Origin of the sequence: Pseudomonas sp. Marseille-Q5115 (genome assembly GCF_916618905.1) — a bacterium.
In the GTDB taxonomy this organism is placed as follows: Bacteria; Pseudomonadota; Gammaproteobacteria; order Pseudomonadales; family Pseudomonadaceae; genus Aquipseudomonas; species Aquipseudomonas japonica_A.
Map to the genome: position 1 here is coordinate 5,036,446 of NZ_CAKAKI010000001.1, position 23,552 is coordinate 5,059,997.

Sequence of the window (23,552 nt, forward strand, 5' to 3'; positions counted from 1 at the left end):
CCGGTATTTAGCCAGAACCCCCGGCAGAAGTAAAAAGTGGAAGTGTTACCGTATTGCTTCGATCAACGCTTCGGGGCTATGGAACTCGCGGTCCACGGCAGGCAGCTCGGGCCGGGCCAGCATCAACACCGGCAGTTGCCGCTCTCGGGCCACCTGCAGTTTGGGCTCTGTGGCCCCGCTGCCGCTGTTTTTGCTGATCAACACATCGAAGCCCCCGTGGGCGAACAGCTGGCGTTCATCGTCGAGGTGAAAGGGGCCACGGGCACCGATCACTTGGCAACGGTGGGTACCTGGGTGTGGGTCCAGGCAGCGCAGGGTCCAGTGTTGGTGAGGGGGTATCTCGTTCAAGTGCGCCAGGGGTTCCCGGCCGAGGGTGAAGAATGGCCGGTGGAAGTCATGCAAGGCAGCTGTCAGCGCCGCCCAGTCTTTCACTTCGCGCCAGTTATCACCCACTTGAGGATGCCAGCCCGGGCGGCGCAAGGCCCAGCAGGGGATACCGGCCAGCCGGGCGGCCGTTGCCGCGTTATGGCTCATCCGGGCCGCGTAGGGATGGGTGGCATCGACCAACAGGCTGATACTCTCTGCGCGGATATACGATGCCAGCCCTTCCGCGCCCCCGTAGCCGCCCACCCGCACCGCGCAGCGCAGGTCGGTAGGTACCCGGCCGATGCCCGCCAGGCTGTATACATGCTGCGGGCCCAGTTCGCGTGCCACGCGCAGGCTTTCAGTCACACCGCCCAGCAACAATACACGCATCACCAGGGGCCCCCGGCGCGGCCAACCACACCACCCTGGCGATCGATGGCAATCACTTCCACCTCCACCGTAGCCGGCACTACGCTGCGCGCGAACGCCAATGCCTGACGGCACACTTCGTCACCTAGCGGTATACCCACGGCCAACGCCTGGGCAAGGGCCTGCTGGCTGGTATTGGCACTGTGGATCTGCGCTTGCAGGTATTCGTCCGCGCCAAGGGTGGCGACCCACACGGCAAGTTTCGGCAGGTCGATCGCCGAATGGCGGCTGTGCAAGTCCATATGGCCGGCGGCGAGCTTGCTGATCTTGCCGAAGCCTCCGCACAAGCTCAGCCGGGCCACCGGTACCTTGCGCAGATGCTTGAGCACGGCGCCCACGAAGTCGCCCATTTCTATCAGGGCGATATCAGGCAAGCCATAGAGGCGGCGGATGGTGTCCTCACTGGCGTTTCCAGTGCAGGCCGCGATGTGGTCGTAGCCATTGGTATGGGCCACGTCGATGCCTTGATGTATTGAGGCGATATAGGCCGCACACGAGAACGGCCGCACGATGCCGCTGGTGCCGAGAATCGACAGCCCGCCCACGATCCCGAGGCGGGGGTTCATGGTCTTGAGGGCCAGTGCCGCGCCGTGCTCCACGCCCAACGTGACCTCAAAACCCCCGCCGTAACCGTAAGCCGCAGCAAGTTGGCCGAGGTGGGTGGTCATCATTTGTCGCGGTACAGGGTTGATCGCGGGCTCTCCAACGCCAAGCACCAGGCCTGGGCGCGTGACCGTGCCCACGCCTTCGCCGGCCTTGAACGCGACGCCCGGCGTTTCCACGAGCCGCACCTGGGCATGCACCAGTGCTCCGTGAGTCACATCAGGGTCATCACCGGCATCCTTGACGGTGCCAGCTTCTGCCGTACCCTGGGCTACGACGCGGCAGAATTCCAGCCGAAGCGTCACGATGCGCCCTTTGGGAAGCGTGACTTCCACCGCATCATTGACCGCGCCGCCCAGCAATAGCGTGGCTGCCGCCAGGCTGGTTGCGGTAGCGCAGGTGCCCGTGGTCAGCCCGCTACGCAGGGGGGCAGGTTGCTCGGCGGTTTCGTCACGCATCGGCGGCCTTGACCACGTCCAGAAGGGTGATAGGAAGCGCTTGCCGCCAGGTGTGGAAGTTGCCCAGCGGCCGCGCCTGGGCGATTTGCGTGCGCACCAGTTCGCCACCGTGAGCGGTTTGCCAGTGGAACAGCGCCATCTCGCTTTCCAGCGTAACGGCATTGGCTACCAGCCGGCCGCCGGGTTTGAGCGCGGCCCAGCAGCGGCTAAGCACACCCTCTACGGTAACGCCGCCGCCAATGAAGATCGCATCCGGCCGCGGCAGGCCTTCGAGTGCTTCGGGGGCGCGACCAGGCACCAATTGCAAACCGGGTACACCCAGCGCATCCCGATTGCGCTCGATCAGGCCTTGGCGGCTGCTGTCCGCTTCCACGGCGATGGCGCGACACGTAGGGTGGGCACGCATCCACTCGATGCCGATGGACCCGCACCCTGCGCCCACGTCCCAAAGCAACTGCTCTGGCTGTGGCGCAAGGCGGCCGAGGGTGAGCGCACGCACGTCGCGCTTGGTCAATTGGCCGTCGTGCTCGAAGGCAGTATCCGGCAGGCCACAGAGGTAGCTCAAAGGCTGCGCGCCAGGGCCCGCGACCAATTCCAGCGCGATCACGTTGAGGTCCGCCGCCGGCCGACCTTGCCACTGGTCGGCCTTGAGGCACTGACGCTGTTCGTTCGGCCCGCCGAGATGCTCGAATACGTGCATTCTGGAAGCGTCGAAACCTGCTGCGCACAGCAGCGCGCCGACTACGCTCGGGGTGTGCCCGTCGTTGCTTAGCACCAGCAAGCGCGCGCCATCGTACAGGTAGCGGTTCAGCAAGGCGGGCGGCCGAGCGACCAGCGAAACAACCTGGGTTTCAGGCAGCGACCAGCCCAGACGCGCCGCAGCCAGCGATACCGAGGACGGGGCGGGGAAGACCGTGAGGGCTTCGTCTGGCAAGGCCCGAGCGAGGCTGGTACCCACACCGTGGAACATCGGATCGCCGCTGGCCAGTACGCACATGGGTTGGCCGCGGCGCTCCAGTACCGGCGCCAGGGAAAACGGCTTTGGCCACGGTAGCCGTTCGGCGCCCAGGCAGGCGGGCAGCAAGGCGAGCTGGCGCGGCGCGCCGATGATCAGGCCGGCGCCGCGCAAGGCCTGCCGGGCTGGCTTGCCGAGGCCTGGATAGCCGTCTTCGCCAATCCCGACAATGGTCAGCCAGGGCAACATGAAGCATCCTCATGGGTAATCCGACAGGCTGGATTTTCATGCTGTCGGCCAAAGCAGGCATAATACCGCGCACTTCTGCTCAGAAGTGCCTTTTGACGATTGCCGGGTGATCTTTTGAACGAGCCATTGCCGGCCCCTACGCCTCCTGCAACGCCGCGAACTTCAGCCTGCCCCGGGCTGCTGCGTATCGTTGCCGCCCGGGACGGGGGCCTGTGTCGAATCAAGCTGCCAGGTGGTGTACTCACCGCCAGCGCAGCCCGGGCTGTGGCGCAGGCCGCGCGAAGGTACGGCAACGGCGCGGTGGATATCACTAATCGGGCGAACCTCCAGTTGCGCGGTATCGAGCCCGCCCGCCAGGTGGCGCTGATCGAGGACCTTTTGGCCGCCGGGCTGGGCCCCGCTTCACCGGCCGCCGACGACGTGCGCAATCTCATGCTCAGCCCCATGGCGGGGTTGGACCCTGACGCCGCACTGGATATTCGCCCTTTAGCCAGCGCCCTGCTGGAAACGCTGGAGCAGACCCCGCGTTATCACCAGCTGTCGCCCAAGTTCGCCATTCAACTCGATGGGGGCGAGGCCTTGGCAGAGCTGCATCATCACCATGATGTGTGGCTGTCACCTCTGTGGATCGAGGGCACGCTCCATCTGGCGCTTGGGCTGGCTGGTGAAATCGGGGGCGCCAACCCGGTGGCCGCGGTGCCGGCCGATCAAGGGTTGACCTTGCTGCTGAGCGTACTGGACCGTTTTCTCGAACTGGCGGGCCCGGCGCCCGGTCGGCTGCGGGAACTGCTGGGTACCTGCCCAGCCCAGGCCCTGTTGGACGGGTTGCCTGTTTCTTTCGCGCCGGGCACGTTACCTTCCGTCCCCAAGCGACGTGTGCCGCCGGTGCTTGGCGTGCATGCGCAGCACCAGGTCGGGCGGGTGGCAGTGGGTATCGCGCCGGTACTTGGGCGGCTAACGGCCGATGCGCTCGCTGCGCTGGCGGGCCTTACGGAAGAAATGGCCGAAGGCGAATTACGCCTCACGCCTTGGCAGGGGCTGCTGGTACCGCACGTCATGTTGGCTTCAGCGCCTCATTTGCAAGCGCAAGCACAGGCGTTGGGCTTGCTGGTCAGCGGCGCAGAACCCTTGGCTAGCCTTGTCGCCTGCACGGGGTCGGCGGGCTGCAGCCGGGCCCTGGCCGATACCAAGGGCGACGCACGGCGGCTGGCGGACCTGCTGGGCCAGGCCGTTCCCGTTCACTTGAGCGGCTGTGCCCGGTCCTGCGCGCAAGCCTCGGTGGCGCCGGCCACCCTGTTAGCCACAGGGCCAGGCTGTTACGACCTCTTTTTCCGCGACCCTTCGGCGCCAGGCTTTGGCCGGCTTCAGGGGAGCGATCTCACCTTGCAAGACGCAGCGACGCAGATCGCTGCCTGCTCACGGAGCACATTTAATGATTGATTACATTCGCGACGGCCAGGCGATTTATCGCAATTCGTTCGCCACCATTCGGGCCGAAGCGGACCTGACCCATATCCCTGCCGACCTGGAAAAACTAGCCGTGCGGGTCATCCATGCCTGCGGCATGGTGGACGTGGTGCAAGAGCTTCAGTTTTCCCCCGGGGCCGGGCTTGCAGGCCGCCGTGCCCTGGCTGCGGGGGCGCCCATCCTCTGCGATGCGCACATGGTAGCCGAGGGCGTCACGCGTACGCGGTTGCCAGCGAACAACCCGGTCATCTGCACCCTGAAGGATGAACGTGTTCCCGCGATGGCGCTTGAAGAAGGCAATACCCGCTCTGCCGTGGCGCTCGAGCTCTGGCGCCCGTGGCTGGAAGGCAGCGTGGTGGTAATCGGTAACGCCCCCACCGCGTTGTTTTATCTGCTTGAAATGCTCGACGCCGGTGCCCCCCGCCCTGCATTGATTCTTGGCTTCCCGGTGGGCTTCGTCGGGGCTGCCGAATCCAAGGCGATGCTGGCGGCGGACAGCCGTGGCGTGCCGTTCGTGGTAGTCAACGGGCGGCGCGGCGGTAGCGCCATGGCTGCCGCCGCAGTGAATGCACTCGCCACGGAGGTGGAGTGATGGCAGGTGGTCGCCTGTACGGGCTGGGTGTAGGGCCCGGAGACCCGGAGCTGATCACGGTGAAGGCGCTCCGCCTGCTGCGGGAGGCACCGGTGGTGGCTTATTTCGTGGCGAAGGGCAAGAAGGGCAACGCATTCGGCATCATCGAAAGCCATCTGCAACCCGCCCAGACACTGTTGCCGCTCGTATACCCGGTAACCACCGAAGTGCTGCCAGCGCCGCTGTCCTATGAGCAGGTGATCGCCGACTTCTACGATCAGGCCAGTGTCGAAGTGGCGGCGCACCTGGACGCCGGGCGCGACGTGGCGGTGATCTGCGAGGGCGATCCGATGTTCTATGGCTCGTACATGTACCTTCACGATCGTTTGGCCCAACGCTACTCCACCGAAGTAATCCCCGGCGTGTGCTCGATGCTTGGCGGGGCGGCGGTACTGGGCGCGCCGTTGGTGTACCGCAATCAAAGCCTGTCGGTGTTGTCCGGCGTGCTCCCGGCCGAGGAGCTCAAGCGGCGCCTGGCCGATGCTGAAGCGGCGGTGATCATGAAGCTTGGCCGTAACTTGCCCAAGGTGCGCCAGGTGCTCACCGAGCTGGGGCTGGACCGCCGTGCGCTTTACGTGGAACGCGCCACCATGGCCAACCAGAAAATCGTTCCTCTTGCCGAGGTAGATCCGATGTCATCGCCGTATTTCTCCCTGGTGGTCGTGCCCGGCGAACGGTGGCAGGGATGAGCGGCGCGCTTGCCACAGCAATCGTGGTGCTTGGCGCCTCGGCGCTCCCGGTGGCGCGCCGTATCCAGGCCGTGCTGCCGAACTCGAAAGTGCTTGGCTTGCAAGGCCGTGCACAGGCCGCTGATGTCATCTATTCGTCGTTCGGCGACACCTTGCGCGCGCTCTACCGGGACGGCACCGGGATCGTTGCGCTGTGCGCCGCGGGTATCGTGATTCGCACACTGGCCAGTGTTCTCGACGAAAAAGGCAGCGAGCCGCCCGTGCTGGCAGTCGCCGAAGATGGCAGTGCAGTGGTGCCGTTGCTGGGGGGGCTGGGCGGGGTCAATGCCCTGGCTCGGCAGATTGCCGACATGCTGGATGTGGCCCCTGCGATCACTACCAGCGGTGAGCTGCGCTTCGGCACGTGCCTGCTCGACCCGCCTGAAGGCTACGTACTGGCCGATCTGGAGCAGGGCAAGCATTTTGTTTCCGATGTACTGGCCGGCCAACACGTGCGCGTGGAGGGGGACGCCCCGTGGCTGGCGGCAATCGAACTGCCGCGGGCAAACGACGCCGCGCTAGCGATACGCATAACCCCACGCCAGGTGCAGGCGCCTGGCGACCTGGTGATTCATCCGCGCAGCGTGATTGCGCGGGTGGAAACCGCTGGTGGCGACGTAGCGGCACGGGTAACCGCAGCCACGAACGAAGCAGGGCTGGCGCCAGCAGCGCTGGCCTGCCTGCTCGCCCCTCGGGGCCTGATGGGCGCTGGGGTACTGGCCAGTGCGGCGGAAGCCTTGGGCGCCGAGCTTCGTTTTATTCCTGAAGGCGCGGCCGAAAGCGCCTTCGATCAATTGCCGTCCATCATTCAGGCGGGCGAGCAGGGGGTCACTCTGGCGATCAGCCCTTTCCCGGTCTGCGCCGATGATGTCGGCCAGCGCCGTGGGCGGCTGGCGGTGGTGGGGCTGGGGCCCGGCGAGCGGGCCTTCATGGTGCCCGCAGTACAGGAGGAGCTCGCACGGGCCGAGGACGTACTGGGGTACGAAACCTATGTGAACATGGCAGGGCCGTTCCGCCCGGATCAAGTGCTGCACCGCACCGACAACCGCGAGGAATTGCAACGCGCCCGGCACGCCCTGGAACTGGCTGCCAGCGGCCGTAATGTGGTGGTGGTGTCCTCTGGCGACCCGGGGGTATTCGCCATGGCGTCGGCGGTGCTCGAAGCGCTGGAGGCTGGGAGCGATGAAGCCTGGCATTCGGTGGACCTGGCGATCCTGCCGGGTGTTTCTGCCTGCCTGGCGACGGCGGCACTGTCGGGCGCGCCCCTGGGCCACGATTTCTGCGTGATCTCCCTCTCGGATAACCTCAAGCCGTGGTCGGTGATCGAAGAACGCCTGGATCTGGCGGGCCGGGCAGACCTGGCCATGGCCTTCTATAACCCGATCTCGCGCTCCCGGCCATGGCAGCTAGGCCAGGCACTTGACGTGGTGCGCCGGCATCGCGCACCCGACACGCCGGTAGTACTGGGGCGTGACGTAGCGCGGCCTGGCCAGCGGTTGACCGTGGTTACGCTGGGCGCCCTCACGCCAGAAATGGTGGACATGCGCACCATGGTGATTGTGGGTTCTTCCACGACCAGGACCGTTGCCCGGAGTGATGGCACGCCGTGGGTCTATACCCCACGCTGGTATCCACAGCCGATTAGCCGGGAAGGCGTTCAGCCCTGACCTGCCAGGCCTTTGAAGCTATCTTGCGCGGCGAGCCCACCGAGGGCTCCCCGCCATTCTTCAAAGGACTCGTGGATCATGACGATCAACTCTCAAGACATCAGTCTTCAACAAGCTGCCGTCATCGGCAGCAACCTGCTCGGTTTCGGTAGCGGCATGTCGGCGCAAGAGCAGGACGATGTACGCAATGCGTTCCAGCTCGCTACCCTCGTCGCCAACAAGCTCCACGACAAGGACACACAGGCACAGGCCTGGTTTGGCAAGTTCGCCAGTGTGCTCGTAGACACGGGCTGGCTGCGGCTGACGTCACGTTACGGCAAGCGCAGCGATGTTTCCCAATCCCTGAAAGTGGCCAATGTGCTTATAAGCCTGGTGCAAGGGGCGGTAGCCACAGCGACGTCCGGTACCCCGCTGGCAGCCGTGCTGGGCAAATTGGCGGGAGATGCACTGGGCAACCTGCCCAAAACGGGGGAGGCATTCAATCTGTTCGAGCGGGTCAGCAAGACGGACCGGGGCTCCATGGTGGGCGTGGCCTCCTGCTTGAAAACCCCGGACGGTGAGATTTTGCTCGCCCTGGGTGTGGTTGACCTCTCTACCGCCCGCCATGACTACGACGTGCTGTTCTTCGACTGGGACAGTAACGACGTGCAGGTGTACGAGGCTGCCGTTGTACTGAGCGTGAATGCCAGCCTTATCGCGCAGAACCGCGACAAGATCATGACCGCCCTGGGCGCGCGCGTGGAAGACAACATCCAGATCTACCTGGACCTGCTGGCCGAATGATCCCCGCCAGGCCGCTGTTTGGCCTGGCATCCTTTCAAGGACGATTTCGAGATGATCAACGATGCTTCGGTAGCCGGTTCCGGCTTATTGACCTTTGCGCCGGAAATCAGCGAGCGCGAGCGAATTTCAATCATTTACGCGTTACGTTTCGCGCAGCAGGCGGCGTGCGATTTGTACGGTGAGCAAGCGCAAGATGATTGGTTTACCTACTTCTATAACCAACTTCGGTTCATGGGCTGGGACGCTGAACCGCCCTCCAGCGTGTACAGGCCAAGCCTGGAGCGTCAGGGCATACTGGATGCTGCATTAGAGACGGTCGGCCGCGAGCAGCCGCGCTTTCATGACCTGGCGGAGGCGGGAGTGGAGGCGCTGACAGGCGATGGAGAAGGCTTGATGCTGTTCGAACGCTACGCCAGGCGCCACCAGCATGGGATGTTTCAGCTGTTGCCCTGCGCGCGAAGCCGCCTGGCCAGCGGCGTGGAGGTAGTAGACATGCTTGTGTATCACGAGGAACTGGACATGACGAAGTCAAGCCCGGGATGCTTCGTTACCTATGCTCCGATACCGCATATCCAGGCCCAGATCGGGTTGATCCGCTTTGATACGCGGGCCTTTGAAGCCACGCATTTGCCGAAGATCAAGGCGCGGTTCAACAAACCCTGGGAGGACGGTACTTACCTGCGCCTGCTGGGGAGTCAAGACGGCAACAAATAACCCCGCACGCCGGTGAAGATAATCTGTGCAGCCAGGGCGCAGACAAATAACCCCATCAGCCGGCTTACGATCTGCAAGCCTTGCTCTCCGAGCAAGGCCTCGATCCGATTGGCTACGTACAGCATTGCGCCTACGGTAAAGGCTGCCAAGGCGATGCTGACGATGGCCAGCAGCTTGTCATCCCAGTGAGGCTGACCAACGCCCATCACCAACAGTGCACCGATGGTGCCCGGGCCAACGGTGAGCGGGATGGTGAGCGGCACAATAGTCACGTCTTGCTGAACGCTGTCGGTCTGGACGGCCGATTTACCCTGCGCCATGCCCAGCGCGGAAATGAACAGCACGCTACCGGCCCCGATACGGAAGGCATCGGCCGTGATGCCAAACACCGAGAAAATAACCCGACCGAACAGATAAAGCAGCACGCTGGACACCAGCACGCCCAAGGCCACCCGCCAAGCCAGGCGCTTGCGTTCCTTGAGTGAATAGCCCCGCGATAGCCCAATGAAGCAGGACAGCACGAAGAACGGGCTATAAAGCACGAGCATCTTCAGATAAACGCTGAACAACTGATGCAGCATGGCTAACCTCGACCACAGTAGGCGCAGCTGGGCAGGGCGTGAGCTATCAACTGGGTTCAACCTCATTGCGACGGCTGTCGCGGTGGGCGACCCAGTGATCGATCAGCTCCCTCAACTGCGACATTTCCACCGGCTTTGCCATATGGCCATCCATGCCTGCCTGCCGCGCGCGCTCCTTGTGTTCACTGAGAATATGCGCGGTAAGCGCTACCACAGGAGTGCGACCTCGGTGCATACCTTGTTCCCACGCCCGCAATTGTTCGGTTGCGCTGAACCCGTCAAGTATGGGCATTTCGCAATCCATCAGCACCAGATCGTAACGGTGGCTCTTCATGGCCTTCAGCGCTTCTTCCCCGTTGCTGGCGGTGTCAGGTTGCAGGTTGAGCTTGCCCAGCATGCCGCGGATCACCTTGGTGGAAATGCTGTTGTCCTCGGCGACCAGGATCTTGAAATCCGCCGGCACGCCCGGTTGTTCCCCAGCGCGGGCAGGCCCGGGGAGAGGCGGCGGGTTGGCTTCGGCCAGGGTACGGTGAGCCAGCTCATCGGCCAGGGTGGTGCGCAAGGTGTAACCGGCCACGGGTTTGGCCAGGATCCGTTTCACGCCGGCATTGCGCGCGATGATCTTGCTGGGGGCATTGCTGATGCCGGTTAGCATGATGATCAGAATATCGTGGTTGAGGCTGGGGTCTTCCTTGATCTTCGCGGCCAGTTGCATCCCGGTCATCCCGGGCATGTTCTGATCCAGCAGCACCACGTCGAAGTAGTCCCGCAGGTGCGCCTTGGTGCGCAGCATTGCCAGGGCTTCCTTTCCGGAAGATGCCGCGCTCACGTTCAGCCCCCAGGCGCTGCACTGTTGTACCAGCACCTTGCGGCAGGTGTCGTTGTCATCTACCACCAGCACGCGGGCATCCTTGAGGCTACCGTCCAGGTCGGGCAGCGATTGCTCCAGGCGCTGAGGGTCGAGCGGGAGGGTGAGCCAGAAGGTGCTGCCTTGGTGCGCGCCGCTTTTGATGCCGAACTCACCGTTCATCAGCGTGATCAGTTGGCGCGCGATCAGCAAGCCCAGGTGGCTGCTGCCTGGCTTGTTGGTAGTAAGCAGGTCCTGACTGCGCAGCTCGGTGTTCAGTAACGCGTCGCGCTCCTCGGCCGGCAAGGGTTCGCCGCTGTCCTGCACGGCGATGCGCAAGCGTGGTTGTCCGCTGCGCTGGTCCAGCGCGGCAGCCACCAATACTTCGCCTCCCGTGGTCTTTTTCAAGGCATTGTCCAGCATGGCCAGCAGTGCCTGGCGCAGGCGCATCGGGTCGCCGCTGATCACCCTGGGTACCTGTGGCTGGGTAAAGCTGATCAGTTCCACGTTCTGTTGTTCGGCGCGGGCCCGGTAGATGCTCAGGCATTCCTCGATCAGGGCGTTCAGGTCGAACTGCACGTCATCAAGCTCGATCTGGCCAGATTCGATCTTCGAGATGTCGAGGATTTCGTTGATCAGCGTCAGCAGTTCGTTGCCTGCGCTGTGGATGGTCTGGACATAATCGCGCTGTTTTACCGAGAGCGGCGTACCGAGCAGCAGTTCGGTCATGCCCAGCACCCCATTCATGGGAGTGCGTATTTCGTGGCTGAGCTTGGCCAGGAATTCAGCCTTGGCATTGGTTTCAGCGGTACTCGCCGCCAGCTCACGGCTGGCGCTGTAGCGATCCTCGCTGATGCGCCGCAGGCGGGTGGTCAGCGCCAGGTTGAGCATGGCGCCACCACACACGGCGCACCCGAGCATGCCGAAGATCAGCCATTGAACCGGCGTACGGGTGAGGCCCAGCAGCGCGGGCAATACCACCAGGAAGCCCAGGCTGCACAGCCCCATTGCCAGGGTGAACAGGCGTGCCGGCGGGTATCCTCTGTACCAATGCCTGGCAGCGACCACCAGCATGCACACGCAGGTGACCGCTACAGCGGCGTAGGCGGTGAAATTGAGCGGCAGCGTGTTGAGAAACAGCAACAGCACGCCGGCAAGGGCAATCAGCCCGATCAGCGTTACCACCATGCGGTTGAGGCGAGGGGAGGGGCGGGCAGCAAAGAACCGCAAGGTATACATGAGCGCGCACTCAGCCCCTAGCAGCATGGCAAAGTATGCAGCAGGCGTGCGCGCCGCGCTCCAGGGCGCCATCCATGCGTTACCGAGGTTGACCAGGATCATCGCGCTGGCCAGCACCATCGCCTGGCATCCCGCCAGCCAGAGGCTGCTTGTAGATCGGGCCAGCGCATAACGGGCAAGGTTGTGAAGGATCAGCATGATCATGCTGCCCAGCAGCAGGCCGAACAGCAGCGTCTGGCCTTGATGCGCCGCAGCCTGGATGGCGGGCTCGAGGATGATGCCTGGGCGAACCTGGTGTTCTGTGACCAGGCGCAGGTAAATGTCTACCGGGGCCTGACTCATCGAAACCGGCAGCAGCAGGTCACCGCTGCGCGGCAGCGGTGAGTCGGCAAGTGCGTCGTAGCCGCTGCGAAGGTGTTGCAACTGATCGTCACCGGCGAAGGTGTAGAGGTCATAGCGCGAGAGGTCTGGTGCGAACAGGCGGATAACCTGCTCGTGCGCCGACGGCATGAGCCTGTAATGCAGCCACACGGCGCTGTGGGGGGGCGCGGCGTCGAGCTGGCGCAGGTCGATGGGGGCGAACTGGCTTTGGTAGCGATCCGAGCGTACATCGCTGATTTGCAGGCCGCTCTGGTCATCCACGAGCACGGACCAGCCGCTGCCCTGATCGCCATAAGCCGGGGTAAGGCTGGCGAACAGCAACGCAACGAGAAGCAGCAAGGCAGTCCTGAGCCGGTGCACGGGGATGTCCCTGTCCTGAATAAGCATTAGCTGAGTATAACCGTGCCGGAGCCAGACAGGTTGGCGGGGTGCCCGAATACTCGGCATGTGCCCCGAAACCGAGGTAACGGGGCACTTTTTACGGTGACAGGCGGTCAGCCTTCGCCGCGCTCCCGGGCGATGGCGCGGTAGCCGATATCGTTGCGATAGAAGCCGCCGTTCCATTCGATCTTGCGGGCCAGGGCATAGGCCTGTGCCTGTGCCTCACCTACCGTATCGCCCAGCGCGGTGGCGCATAGCACCCTGCCGCCTGCCGTCACGACGTCACCGTCGACCAGCGCAGTACCCGCATGGAACACCTTGCCGGGCAGGCTGGCCGCCACGGCCAGGCCGCTGATCACGTCGCCCTTGGCGTAGTCGCCCGGGTAGCCACCGGCTGCCAGCACCACGCCGAGGCTGGGGCGCGGGTCCCACTGGGCTTCGATCTTGTTCAACGCCTTGGCCAGCGCGGCTTCGACCAGCAGAATCAGGCTGGACTGCAGGCGCAGCATTATCGGTTGGGTTTCCGGGTCGCCGAAGCGGCAGTTGAACTCGATGACCTTGGGGTTACCCGCAGTGTCGATCATCAGCCCCGCATAGAGGAAGCCGGTGTAGGTGTTGCCTTCGTCGGCCATGCCGCGCACGGTGGGCCAGATCACCTGGTCCATCACACGCTGATGAACGTCGTCAGTCACAACCGGTGCCGGGGAGTAAGCCCCCATGCCGCCGGTGTTCGGGCCGGTATCGCCGTCACCCACGCGTTTATGGTCCTGGCTGGTCGCCATCGGCAGCACGTTCTGGCCATCGACCATCACGATAAAGCTTGCTTCCTCGCCCTCCAGGAACTCCTCGATCACCACACGCGAACCGGCGTCGCCGAAAGCGTTACCGGCCAGCATGTCGCGCACGGCCGCTTCGGCTTCTTCCAGGGTCATCGCCACGATCACGCCTTTGCCGGCAGCCAGGCCATCGGCCTTGATCACGATGGGCGCGCCTTGCTCACGCAGGTAGGCCAGCGCGGGCGCGATCTCGGTAAAGTTCTGGTAGGCGGCGGTGGGGATGTTGTGACGGGCGAGGAAGTCCTTGGTGAAGGCCTTGGAGCCTTCTAGCTGCGCGGCACCGGCGGTAGGGCCGAAGCAATCCAGGCCACGTTCGCGGAACAGGTCGACCACACCGGCCACCAGTGGCGCCTCGGGGCCGACGATGGTCAGTTGCACGTTCTGCGCGGCGAAGTCAGCCAGTTGCTCGAGCGCCAGTACGTCGATCGCCACGTTCTCGCACTTGGCTTCGGTCGCGGTACCGGCATTGCCCGGGGCCACGAATACCTTTTCAACGCGCGGATCCTGCGCGACCTTCCAGGCCAGCGCATGCTCACGCCCGCCACTGCCGATGATCAAAACCTTCATTCAAGATCTCCTTCGGAGAAAGCCGCAAGCCGTAAGCTGCAAGAAACAGCAAAAGCCGTTCAGCGCCTAACCTGACCTGCAGTAATTAAAAAAGGGAGCCGCGGCTGAAAGAGCGACGCTGCGCCCTTCCTTGCCGCTTACAGCTTGACGCTTGAAGCTTCAATGCCTGAAATGGCGCATACCGGTGAATACCATCGCAATACCGGCTTCATCGGCGGCGGCGATCACCTCGGCGTCGCGCATCGAACCGCCAGGCTGGATCACCGCGCGGATGCCTACCTTGGCGGCGTTGTCGATACCATCACGGAAGGGGAAGAACGCATCGGAGGCCATGACCGCACCTTCCACCGGCAGCCCGGCGTGTTCGGCCTTGATGGCTGCGATGCGGGCGGAGTTCACGCGGCTCATCTGGCCGGCGCCTACACCAATGGTCTGACGATTGCGGGCGTAAACGATGGCGTTGGATTTGACGAACTTGGCCACTTTCCAGGCGAAGATCAGGTCGTGGATTTCCTGCTCGGTCGGCGCCCGACGGGTGACCACTTTCAGGTCATCGGCGCTGATCATGCCGATGTCTCGGCTTTGTACCAGCAAGCCGCCGTTCACCCGCTTGAAATCCCAGCCGGAAGAACGCTCGGCTGGCCACTGACCACAGGCCAGCAGGCGCACGTTGGCTTTGGCAGCCACTACAGCGCGGGCTTCGTCGCTCACGCTTGGCGCGATGATCACTTCGACGAACTGGCGCTCGACAATCGCCTGGGCGGTGGCGGCGTCCAGTTCGCGGTTGAAGGCGATGATGCCGCCGAAAGCCGATTCGCTATCGGTAGCGTAGGCCAGCTCGTAGGCCTGACGAATGCCGCCTTCGGCGTCAGGGCAAACGGCCACCCCACAGGGGTTGGCGTGCTTGACGATCACGCAGGCCGGCTTGGTGAAGCTTTTCACGCATTCCAACGCGGCGTCTGTGTCTGCCACGTTGTTGTAGGACAGTTCCTTGCCTTGCAACTGAACCGCCGTAGCGATCCCGGCTTCGGCCGGCTTGGCCTCGACGTAGAATGCGGCACTCTGGTGCGGGTTTTCGCCGTACCGCATGCCCTGCGCCTTGATGAACTGGCTGTTGAACGTGCGTGGGAACTCGCCACGGGATTCGGTGGACAGCGTTTCGGCCTGCTGGTCGAGGGTGCCGAAATAGTTGGCGATCATGCCGTCGTAGGCCGAGGTGTGTTCGAAGGCCTTGAGCATCAGGTCGAAACGCTGAGCGTAAGTGAGGCCGCCGGCCTTCAGGCTTTCAATCACAGAGGCGTAATCGCTGGCATTGACCACGATCGCTACGTCTTTGTGGTTTTTCGCGGCGGAACGGACCATGGTTGGCCCGCCGATGTCGATGTTTTCGACGGCAGTCGCCAGGTCGCAACCTGGTTTGGCCACCGTGGCTTCGAACGGATAAAGGTTGACCGCTACCAGATCGATCGGGCGAATAGCGTGTTCGGCCATGACTGCGTCATCCATGCCGCGCCGCCCCAGAATCCCACCGTGGATCTTCGGATGCAGGGTTTTCACCCGGCCGTCCATCATCTCGGGGAAACCGGTGTAGTCCGCTACCTCGATAGCGGCCACGCCATTGTCACGCAGCAGCTTGAAGGTGCCGCCGGTGGAAAGGATTTCCACACCAAGGGCTTCGAGCTCGCGGGCAAACTCCAGGATGCCGGTCTTGTCGGACACGCTGATCAGGGCGCGGCGGATCGGCAGGCGGGTGGTCTGGTCGGTCATTTCAGTTTCCATTCAGAGCGGTTAGCAAAAAAGGCGAGCTGCATGCAGTCGCCTTTTCGGAATGTCGTTTGGTTAAAGCAGATCGTACTGCTTCAGCTTCTTGCGCAAGGTGCCCCGGTTGAGCCCTAGCATTTCGCTGGCCTTGGTCTGGTTGCCCTTGACGTAGTTCATGACGGTTTCGAGCAGAGGGGCTTCGACTTCGGACAACACGAGGTTGTAGACATCGGTGACCGACGCGCCTTCGAGGTGCGCGAAATAATTGTGCAGCGCCTTCTCGACACTCCCGCGTAGTGTCTGCCCTTCTTCGGAGGGCGTGTTGAGGTGCTGCTTGAGGTTGACGTTGTCGCTCACGGGCGTTGTTCCACTCACTAATGTCTCGGTCATCATCGTCATGCGGCCACCCCTTCTCCGTCCTCTGCAACAAGGCTCTCGTAGCGTTCGCGGAAGAATTCGCGAACGTTGGCGCACTGCGCTGCCGTATCGTCCAAACAGTTGAAGCTGGCGCGGAACTCCCTGGCGCCGGGCAGCGTTGCCAGGTACCAGCCCACGTGCTTACGGGCGATGCGAACACCCATCACATCACCATAAAACGCATGCAGCGCGGCCAGGTGATCCAGCAGAATTTGCTCTACTTCTTCGAGCTTTGGCGCCGGCAGGTATTCGCCGGTGCGCAGGTAATGCTCGACCTCCCGGAAGATCCACGGCCGACCTTGCGCGGCGCGCCCGATCAGCAGGCCGTCCGCCCCTGTGTGCCGGAGCACCTCGGCTGCCTTGGCTGGCGAGGTGATGTCGCCATTGGCAAACACCGGTATGGACACCGCCTGCTTGATGGCGGCGATGGTGTCGTACTCGGCTTCACCGGTGTACAGGTCGGCACGTGTGCGCCCGTGCACTGCCAGGGCAGCGATACCCGACTGCTCGGCGATTTTCGCCACGGTCAGGCCGTTGCGGTTGTCGCGGTCCCAGCCGGTGCGAATTTTCAAGGTGACCGGCACATCCACCGCGGCTACCACGGCTTCGAGGATGTCCGCCACCAGGGCCTCGTCGCGCAGCAGGGCAGACCCCGCCGCTTTGTTGCATACCTTTTTCGCCGGGCATCCCATGTTGATGTCGATGATCTGCGCGCCGGCCTCAACATTCGCCCGAGCGGCCGCTGCCAGCATCTGCGCGTCGCCACCGGCGATCTGCACGGAACGTGGCTCCGGGTCGCCCGCATGAACCATGCGCAGGCGGGACTTGCGGCTGTTCCACAGGGACATGTCCGCAGTGACCATTTCAGATACCACGAGGCCCGCGCCCAGCCGCCGGCATAGCTGGCGAAATGGCTGGTCGGTGACACCCGCCATCGGGGCGAGGATCAGGCCATTGCTGAGTGTGTAGGGGCCGATGCGTACCGCCGACATAGGTGTGTTACCCGTGATAAGGCCGGATTCGTACGAAGCCTGGAGTTCGAAAAAGGGATCGCATGATACCCGCTCTCGATGACCGGATAAAGGTCAAACTGGATAAAATCTGAGCAGTGACAGGCTTATACCGGACCGATCGGATAACCGGCTTCACTCCGGAGAATGGAAGGACAAACTGTAGTTCACGGCGCGCTTGCCCGGGTCGAGAATATCGAGTGCGATATGAATAGGGATCTGTGGTGGCATTTCGCTTTGCCCGGCCAGGTCCCCACTGAGGTATTCCGAGGGTTTGAACCGTCGACTGGCGATCAGTTTGTTATTGAGGTCGGCGAAGCGCAGCTCCAGCAACGGGAACGGCTGGCTGAAAGGTGCGCGGTTGTAGATGATCGCGTCCACCACCAGGGCTCCGGCGAAGGTCGGGTGGCTGCGCACTACCAGGTTGCTGCTGCGGATCAGCCTGATGTCCACGCGCGATGGAACGGTGCAACCCAGTGGCGGGCAAAGGCTCACAAACCATGGTCGGTAGGCGTCCTGGCGGGCCAGTTCGTCGAAATGGAACACCACGTACTGGCCCAGCAGCGCGAGCGCCGCCAGCAACGCCAGCCCAGCCCAGAGCAGGCGCTTGCCCAGAGAGCGGGGAGGTTTTTCCCATTGCAGCTGGAGCGGGTCGTCTTGCAGGTCCAGCAAGCGGTCGTCACGCAGCTCCGGCTCGTTGCGCTTGCCGCGGCGAGCAGGCGGGTGGTCGGCCTGATGGGGCTCATCGTCCTCATCGTAGGTAGGCATTGCCGCGTCTTCGCGTTCGGCCGTTAGCGCTTGACGTTCGCTCGAGGTCGAACGCTCCGGTTTCGATGGCCGCGCCGGTGGAGCAGGAAACTCGTCGTCATCCAGCGCCGGCTCGCGGTCCAGGCCAAGCACAGGTTCCGCTCGTGTGCCCAGAGATGGAACGCTAGCGGGTGCGGTGGCTGGCGCCGTAGCCGGTTCCTCATCCCCATGCTCGCCGAACGGCTTGCCGAACGGCTCGTCGAGCCAGTCTTCGCTCTGGTCACGCTGGGCGCTCAGCCCCGGTGCCTCGCCGTCTCCCGCTCGAGGTGTGCCGGCACGGCGCTCCAGCCGGGCCAGCTCCTGGTCCAGGTCCAGATGCTCAAGGTGCGCATTGGTGGCCTGCCACTCCGCCTGGCTCATGGGCTGGCGGGGCGCTTCGGCGGGAAGGGCAGCTACCGAGGCGGGCACGCCCGGCAAGTTGGGTTGCCCGGTGTGCTGCTCGAGCAACTGACGCGCCGCGTTGAATACCTGCTTGCACGCGCCGCAGCGCACGGCACCACGGGCCACGCTCAATTGATTGTGGCTCACCTTGAAACTGGTGTGGCAATGCGGGCACTGAGTGACGAAGCTTTCGGTCATGCGGGGATCCGGTTCGAGCGAGCAAGCATTCTAGGTTGGAAAAAACGGGGCTGCTATGCGCGGCGACGTCCGCTGATACGCACCCAGCCCTCGCGCTCTGCGATCGGGTCCAGGTCGAACATGCCGGCGTAGGCCGCAGCGACTTCCTCGCCCTGTTCGGCAAGAATCCCCGAGAGTGCCAGCAAACCGCCCGGGCGCACCCGAGACGCCAGCTCGGGCGCCAGCGAAACCAACGGGCCGGCCAAGATGTTCGCAACCAGCACGTCCGCCTCGAAGGCGGGCAGGTCCTGAGGAAGATACAGAGCGAGCTTATGCTCGGGGATGCCGTTTCGGCCGGCATTGTCCCGAGAAGCTTCCAGCGCCTGCACGTCGATATCGGTGCCTGTTGCGGATTCGGCGCCAAGCAGCAGCGCTGCGATGGCCAAGATACCCGAGCCGCAGCCGAAATCCAGCACTCGGGTGCCACTCAATTCCTGGCCATCCAACCATTCCAGGCAAAGCGCGGTGGTGGGGTGCGTGCCTGTGCCAAACGCCAGCCCTGGGTCCAGCAGCAGGTTTACCGCATCGGGCTGCGGCGCTTCGTGCCAGCTGGGCACAATCCACAGGCGCCGGCCGAAACGCATGGGCTGGAAGGCGTCCATCCAGCTGCGCTCCCAGTCCTGGTCTTCGATCACTTCGGCATGGTGTTCGGGCAGGGTGTCGCCAGTCAGCAGGCGCAGGTGCGCAAACACCGCGTCGGCGTCTGTATCGGCTTCAAACAATGCCAACAGGTGGGTATGGCTCCACAAGGGCGTGGTGTTCAGGTCTGGCTCGAAAATCGGCTGGTCTTCGGCATCCATGAAAGTAACCGACACCGCGCCGATTTCCAGCAGGGCATCTTCATAGGTTTCGGCCTGTTCTGGGCCGATGGCCAGGCGGACTTGAAGCCAGGGCATGATTGAGTTCCTTTGGGCTTGCCGCGCGACAGCGTGGCGAATAAAGCGCGCCAGTGTACTGCACCCGCCCGGCCTTGGGGTATCGGGCAGGCGGGGCCCTGCGTTATTTACCCTCATGGTGGTCGGGCCTTCCCTAAGCTTGCGACCTTTGAATCCAAGGAGGGGAACCATGGACGCGCTAAAATCCGCAACGTTGCGAACACCGCCACAGACCAGCGTCACCGAGGGCGCTGTCGAATTGATCGAGCGCCAGCGGCGGTGGGCGCAACTTCTATGTGTACGCAGTCAGGGGCTGCCATCCTTCAGCCAGATCGCGCGTGGCTTGCTGGTACAGGCGGTACGGGTACATTGCCCGCAGGGGCACGTCGATGAGGGCTTCATCGAGGAGTTGCTGCGTGTACAAGTGCGCCGCCTGCTCAGTGGCACGCCGCTGGGTACGAGGTTGCTCGAAGCAGAAGGGGAGCAGGCCGAGGACAGCCTCTACCCAGCGCTTTCCAATGAGCGCTGGCGCATTGTGGTCGAAGTGACTGAAGCTGTGGCCCCAGGGCTCCCCGATCTCTGGAAGGCAGTTATCCGAGCGCATCTGCTGGCGCCGGCGGACGAGGTAACACATGCTTCACAGTTGCTGAGCCTGATCGAAACCGCGCTTGGCGCCTGGGAAGCCGAGCTTGACGCCTTGTTCACTCGACAGCCGCCGCTGAGCGCCTGCGAGGCACTCGAGGCGCTTGCCACGGCCCATGACACGCTGGTCGATAGCCTGACCCTCAGCACTTTGCTGCCGCCGGAGGACAGCGAGCGCCTGGGCGACGCCGTGGCGAGAAACCTGCCGCACTGGCTCCGTTTTGCCAGCGCCGAGGATAAGCAGCAGCTTGAACGTCTCGCCCAGCGCTTGCGCGAGCTTGAAGCGGGCCTTGCCATGCTCGACCATGACGAGGATCGCCTGGCATGGTCGACTCAGGCCATTGCCGGGCAGCTGAGCGCCTACTATGGAGGTGCCGTGGATCCTGAGCAGATCAAGATACAAACGGTGTACTCAACCCCCTACGGCCAGGAAACGGCGATAGCCACCCTTGCGCAAGTGCTGTTCAACGGCCCTTATGCCCCTGACGACGCTATCCAGCGCAGCGTTGTGAAGCTGCCCGAGACGCTTGGGCCCGAGGCCCTGGCGGTGGACCTGAGCCCGTTGTTCGAAGCCTGTGACCCGCGTGTCGAATACAACGAAACACTGCGCACCCATTACCGGAGCGAGGACCGACGCTTGTTGGCGTACGACCATGCCGACGCTGCGCTGACGCACAGCGCGCTCGCAGCCCGGATGCAAGGGCATCTGGACGAGGCGGCCTACCAAGCGGTAGTCGCGGTGCGGGATCTGGCCCAGGACGACGGGAGCGGGCCATCGGTCCGGGAACTCGAACTGCCAGGCCTGGGGGGGTTAAGCCTGCTGGTTTTCGAAAACCCGGATGAGGCCGCCGCCAAGCCGCTGGTGTTGTACGCCCCGGGCAAGTTCGACGGCCAGGAATGGATAGCCCTGCCCAGTGTACGGGCCCTGACCCAGGAGCTGGGCGGCTGGGTGAAGGAAGAAAAGGGCCGGCTTTACTTGCTCGATCGGCTGCCGCTGCGCCAGCGGGAAGCCGCCGAGGCTTATCTGGCATCGGTTATCCTCAAGCCCATCGAATGGGCTGCCAACCGTGACCTGCGCACCAGCCCGCTGTCCTACCGGCACGCTCTCGAGCGGTTGGTCGAACTGCATCACGCCAACAAGCTGGACAGGCTTGTGCTGCAGCACGCGCCTCTCTGGTACATCGAACAGCCTTTGGGGATACGTCAGGCACTCAACAGTCTGAACGAGCGGCTTACCCTGTTGCACGGTGTAGTCGAGCATAGCGGGGCGAACCCGGAGCCTTTCGTACGTTTCGCCAAGCGTACGGTCACCCAGGCCGTGGCGCCCTATTTTACCGATTGCGGGGTCACCGCCTCGGTAGATCCGGAGACAGTGCTGTTCAGGTTCACGCCAGGTGCGGTGTTTGAGTTCGGCTATGGCGAGGCGGCGAAGGCCCAGAGCCCCAGCTTGATGGACTTGGCGGTAACTGGTTACGACGACAACTGGGGCCTGGACAATCCCCAAATGCCTGTTTACTCCTCTATTGGCCAGGACCTGGGCCAAGCCCGTGCGGCGGACCTGGCCCGGTATCTGCGCAGCGCTTACCTGGGCGACAAATACGAGGCATGGATCCGCGCTGAGTTTCTTGGGGCCCCCCAGTGGTGCCGCCAGCTATATGCCTGGCGGGCTGCCATGCTGCTGGAGCGTGACGCCCTGGCCGCGCGCCTCAAAGGCCAGTTGGACGAAGCCCAGCACGCCGCCATTGCCGCCGCGCTACCGGCCTTGCAACGGCCTGAAGGCGCGCCGGGGCTGTTGCGCCGAGTTACGCTGCGGGGCTGGGGCATTGCCGGTGTCTATTTGCTGAACCTGCCCGGTACCGAGGGGGCAGGCGCATTGGTCTATTGCCCCGAAGCGCCGGATGGCGTCGCCTTCCGGCCCTACCGGGTAGCATTCGGCGCTGGCTTGCCGACCGAGGTGCAGCTGTATTACCTGCAACGTGTTCCACTGGCTACCCAGAAGGCTGCTCGCACTCGGTTGGGAGATATCCTATGGGGCAGCGCAACGGCAGACGCTCCCGGCACAGGCGAGCCGGTGGTTGGTTTTCAGGTTGAGTATGATCACCAGGTAGAGTGCATGCTTGCCGACGTGGATCACATCACTAAAAGCCGCCGCGAAGTCATTTTCGAGCAGGTACTCAAAGGTGTGGAGCTCGCTGCCGGCCCGCTGGGGGTGATCCTCCCCCCGCTAGGGTTTGTACTCGACACGGTGTTTATCGCCATTTCGGTAAGTCGGGGTTACCAGGCCTACACGCTGGAAGATACCGAAGAGGCGATAGGCTTTTTCACCATGGCGTTCGTAGGCACGACGTTTCTGCTAGGGCCGGTGGGATGGCACTGGGGAACCCTGTTACGCAAATCACATAAGGTACGCCTGCCCACGCCGGATTACGCGGGCGTTTACCAAGGAGCGCCGGCCCGGTGGCCGGTCAGGCCGCACAGCAGTCGCTATGCCGTTTCCGGGCTCGATCCTCGCTGGGCGGTACGTACGCCCCCTTCCGGTTTGGCCGAGGTAGCCGACCAGGGCCTCACCCAAGGGCTTTACCGCGCCGCAGCCGGTGAAACGCAGCCCCGGCCGCAGTACTTCATCAAGCAGGGGGAACTGTATTTCGAGGCGGTGGTGGATGCAGACGTCGGCGTGATCAGGGTGGTGGACTCACGTCATCCCTTGAATCATTACAAGATGCCTGTGGAGCTGAGCCCTGAAGGGCGTTGGGTGTACAAGGCGGGTACGGGGCTGCCTGGTGGCAGGGCTGCCGAGCCCTTGCACCTTGGCGTGATTGCCGATGTGTCGGAGCTGTTCCCCGCCCAGGTTCCGTTCAAGCCCGATCGGGTAGCGTTAGCCGGAGAAGCCATAGGCGCCGGGTTCGACCCCGCCCGTGCAGATAATTATCTGCTAGGCCTGGAAACCAGGGGGTCGGTGGTCGCCAGCTTGTATAACCCGGTCACGCGGCGCGGCGCACTGCTGAATATCGACCATGGGATCGCCGCGCCCATAGACGAAGCGATCAACCAGGCGCTTGCTTCCCTGGGGCCCGTGAGTGCAGCGCGGCCAGTACAGGGTACCCTGATGGGAGGGGACTGGCTGGCATTGCCGGGCGACATCCTGTCCAAGGTTAATCATGTTTTGGGGCTCAATGCGGTACTGGCCAAGCCTGTGCGCTGGCTTTGGGGAGTGGAGGCGGGAGGAACAGGGGGCTTGCTGCTGGACCTCAAGGATGGCGGGTCGCTCGTGTACCGGCTGGGCAACCAATCGCGCGCGGCTTTTTATGATACCTACAGAGAGTTGCTGATCGTCGGGCAGGAGCCATTGAGGCAACGGACTGAGCGCTTCTGGTCACGGCTGCGTGAAGGGCGCTGGCAGGAGTTGGAAGACGGCAGCTACGCCAATGCCAGACAAACAGTGGCGGCGCAGGAGGGGAGGGAGGAAGCGCGCATCGTGCTGGAGTTGCTCGACGGCTGATACTAATGGGGCCCGCGTGTGCCAGTGGCGCACGCGGGCTC

The 23,552-nt window shown here is 63.6% G+C and carries 18 protein-coding genes; 7 read left to right on the plus strand and 11 right to left on the minus strand.

Going from position 1 to position 23,552, the window contains the following annotated elements; genetic code table 11:
- Positions 1-45: 45 nt before the first annotated feature.
- Genes LG385_RS23120 through cbiE form a run of 3 tightly spaced genes read right to left on the minus strand, consistent with a single transcriptional unit; the run spans position 46 to position 3,060 of the window.
- The gene (locus LG385_RS23120; RefSeq protein WP_225776063.1) at positions 46-759 is read right to left on the minus strand and encodes a cobalt-precorrin-6A reductase; all 714 of its coding nucleotides are present in this window, start codon (positions 757-759) and stop codon (positions 46-48) included.
- Entirely contained in the window at positions 756-1,856 is a 1,101-nt protein-coding gene (locus LG385_RS23125) for a cobalt-precorrin-5B (C(1))-methyltransferase (RefSeq protein ID WP_225776064.1), read from the minus strand. The genes LG385_RS23120 and LG385_RS23125 overlap by 4 nt, the downstream gene beginning before the upstream one ends.
- Positions 1,849-3,060 (minus strand): precorrin-6y C5,15-methyltransferase (decarboxylating) subunit CbiE, encoded by a 1,212-nt coding sequence (gene cbiE / locus LG385_RS23130; protein ID WP_225776065.1) that lies wholly within the window; start codon positions 3,058-3,060, stop codon positions 1,849-1,851. The genes LG385_RS23125 and cbiE overlap by 8 nt, the downstream gene beginning before the upstream one ends.
- Before the next feature lie 114 nt (positions 3,061-3,174).
- Between cbiE and cobG the strand changes: the two genes are divergently transcribed.
- From cobG to LG385_RS23160, 6 genes are all read left to right on the plus strand, one after another.
- Positions 3,175-4,500, plus strand: a complete 1,326-nt coding sequence (gene cobG / locus LG385_RS23135; protein WP_225776066.1) for a precorrin-3B synthase — start codon at positions 3,175-3,177, stop codon at positions 4,498-4,500.
- Entirely contained in the window at positions 4,493-5,119 is a 627-nt protein-coding gene (locus LG385_RS23140; RefSeq protein ID WP_225776067.1) for a precorrin-8X methylmutase, read from the plus strand. The genes cobG and LG385_RS23140 overlap by 8 nt, the downstream gene beginning before the upstream one ends.
- Positions 5,119-5,847, plus strand: coding sequence for a precorrin-2 C(20)-methyltransferase (locus LG385_RS23145; protein ID WP_413247344.1), 729 nt, complete (start codon positions 5,119-5,121; stop codon positions 5,845-5,847). Before LG385_RS23140 ends, LG385_RS23145 begins: the two co-directional genes overlap by 1 nt.
- On the plus strand, positions 5,844-7,553 hold the full coding sequence (cobJ, locus tag LG385_RS23150; RefSeq protein WP_225776069.1) for a precorrin-3B C(17)-methyltransferase: 1,710 nt from the start codon (positions 5,844-5,846) through the stop codon (positions 7,551-7,553). Before LG385_RS23145 ends, cobJ begins: the two co-directional genes overlap by 4 nt.
- Positions 7,554-7,631: 78 nt before the next feature.
- Positions 7,632-8,336: a hypothetical protein gene (locus LG385_RS23155; RefSeq protein ID WP_225776070.1), complete on the plus strand. Its 705-nt coding sequence runs from the start codon at positions 7,632-7,634 to the stop codon at positions 8,334-8,336.
- Between the two features lie 51 nt (positions 8,337-8,387).
- On the plus strand, positions 8,388-9,050 hold the full coding sequence (locus tag LG385_RS23160) for a hypothetical protein (RefSeq protein WP_225776071.1): 663 nt from the start codon (positions 8,388-8,390) through the stop codon (positions 9,048-9,050).
- On the opposite strand, the gene LG385_RS23165 is transcribed toward LG385_RS23160, so the two are convergent.
- The 8 genes from LG385_RS23165 to prmA form a co-directional block, all read right to left on the minus strand.
- Positions 9,032-9,628, minus strand: coding sequence for a MarC family protein (locus tag LG385_RS23165; protein ID WP_181118107.1), 597 nt, complete (start codon positions 9,626-9,628; stop codon positions 9,032-9,034). The two genes, LG385_RS23160 and LG385_RS23165, sit on opposite strands and share 19 nt — an antisense overlap.
- A gap of 49 nt (positions 9,629-9,677) precedes the next feature.
- On the minus strand, positions 9,678-12,485 hold the full coding sequence (locus tag LG385_RS23170; protein ID WP_318781417.1) for a response regulator: 2,808 nt from the start codon (positions 12,483-12,485) through the stop codon (positions 9,678-9,680).
- 107 nt (positions 12,486-12,592) lie between these two features.
- Complete coding sequence (gene purD / locus LG385_RS23175) at positions 12,593-13,882, minus strand: phosphoribosylamine--glycine ligase (protein WP_225776073.1); 1,290 nt, start codon at positions 13,880-13,882, stop codon at positions 12,593-12,595.
- 159 nt (positions 13,883-14,041) lie between these two features.
- Positions 14,042-15,649: a bifunctional phosphoribosylaminoimidazolecarboxamide formyltransferase/IMP cyclohydrolase gene (gene purH / locus LG385_RS23180; RefSeq protein WP_225776074.1), complete on the minus strand. Its 1,608-nt coding sequence runs from the start codon at positions 15,647-15,649 to the stop codon at positions 14,042-14,044.
- Between the two features lie 72 nt (positions 15,650-15,721).
- A complete protein-coding gene (gene fis, locus LG385_RS23185; protein WP_181118032.1) occupies positions 15,722-16,042 on the minus strand; it encodes a DNA-binding transcriptional regulator Fis in 321 nt (106 codons plus the stop codon).
- A complete protein-coding gene (dusB, locus tag LG385_RS23190; protein ID WP_181118035.1) occupies positions 16,039-17,052 on the minus strand; it encodes a tRNA dihydrouridine synthase DusB in 1,014 nt (337 codons plus the stop codon). The genes fis and dusB overlap by 4 nt, the downstream gene beginning before the upstream one ends.
- A gap of 153 nt (positions 17,053-17,205) precedes the next feature.
- Positions 17,206-18,456, minus strand: coding sequence for a DUF3426 domain-containing protein (locus tag LG385_RS23195; protein ID WP_225776075.1), 1,251 nt, complete (start codon positions 18,454-18,456; stop codon positions 17,206-17,208).
- Between the two features lie 53 nt (positions 18,457-18,509).
- On the minus strand, positions 18,510-19,391 hold the full coding sequence (prmA, locus tag LG385_RS23200) for a 50S ribosomal protein L11 methyltransferase (RefSeq protein WP_225776076.1): 882 nt from the start codon (positions 19,389-19,391) through the stop codon (positions 18,510-18,512).
- A 169-nt stretch (positions 19,392-19,560) separates the two neighbouring features.
- Here prmA and LG385_RS23205 point away from each other — a divergent pair, with 169 nt between their 5' ends.
- Complete coding sequence (locus LG385_RS23205) at positions 19,561-23,511, plus strand: dermonecrotic toxin domain-containing protein (protein WP_225776077.1); 3,951 nt, start codon at positions 19,561-19,563, stop codon at positions 23,509-23,511.
- The last annotated feature ends 41 nt before the right edge of the window (positions 23,512-23,552 follow it).

Coding starts and splice junctions, on each gene's coding strand:
- prmA (WP_225776076.1), bottom strand. CDS start 19,391: ATGCCCTGGCTTCAAGTCCGCCTGGCCATCGGCCCAGAACAGGCCGAA.
- LG385_RS23195 (WP_225776075.1), bottom strand. CDS start 18,456: ATGACCGAAAGCTTCGTCACTCAGTGCCCGCATTGCCACACCAGTTTC.
- fis (WP_181118032.1), bottom strand. CDS start 16,042: ATGACGATGATGACCGAGACATTAGTGAGTGGAACAACGCCCGTGAGC.
- LG385_RS23145 (WP_413247344.1), top strand. CDS start 5,119: ATGGCAGGTGGTCGCCTGTACGGGCTGGGTGTAGGGCCCGGAGACCCG.
- purD (WP_225776073.1), bottom strand. CDS start 13,882: ATGAAGGTTTTGATCATCGGCAGTGGCGGGCGTGAGCATGCGCTGGCC.
- LG385_RS23160 (WP_225776071.1), top strand. CDS start 8,388: ATGATCAACGATGCTTCGGTAGCCGGTTCCGGCTTATTGACCTTTGCG.
- purH (WP_225776074.1), bottom strand. CDS start 15,649: ATGACCGACCAGACCACCCGCCTGCCGATCCGCCGCGCCCTGATCAGC.
- cbiE (WP_225776065.1), bottom strand. CDS start 3,060: ATGTTGCCCTGGCTGACCATTGTCGGGATTGGCGAAGACGGCTATCCA.
- LG385_RS23125 (WP_225776064.1), bottom strand. CDS start 1,856: ATGCGTGACGAAACCGCCGAGCAACCTGCCCCCCTGCGTAGCGGGCTG.
- LG385_RS23155 (WP_225776070.1), top strand. CDS start 7,632: ATGACGATCAACTCTCAAGACATCAGTCTTCAACAAGCTGCCGTCATC.
- cobJ (WP_225776069.1), top strand. CDS start 5,844: ATGAGCGGCGCGCTTGCCACAGCAATCGTGGTGCTTGGCGCCTCGGCG.
- LG385_RS23140 (WP_225776067.1), top strand. CDS start 4,493: ATGATTGATTACATTCGCGACGGCCAGGCGATTTATCGCAATTCGTTC.
- dusB (WP_181118035.1), bottom strand. CDS start 17,052: ATGTCGGCGGTACGCATCGGCCCCTACACACTCAGCAATGGCCTGATC.
- LG385_RS23170 (WP_318781417.1), bottom strand. CDS start 12,485: ATGCTTATTCAGGACAGGGACATCCCCGTGCACCGGCTCAGGACTGCC.
- LG385_RS23205 (WP_225776077.1), top strand. CDS start 19,561: ATGGACGCGCTAAAATCCGCAACGTTGCGAACACCGCCACAGACCAGC.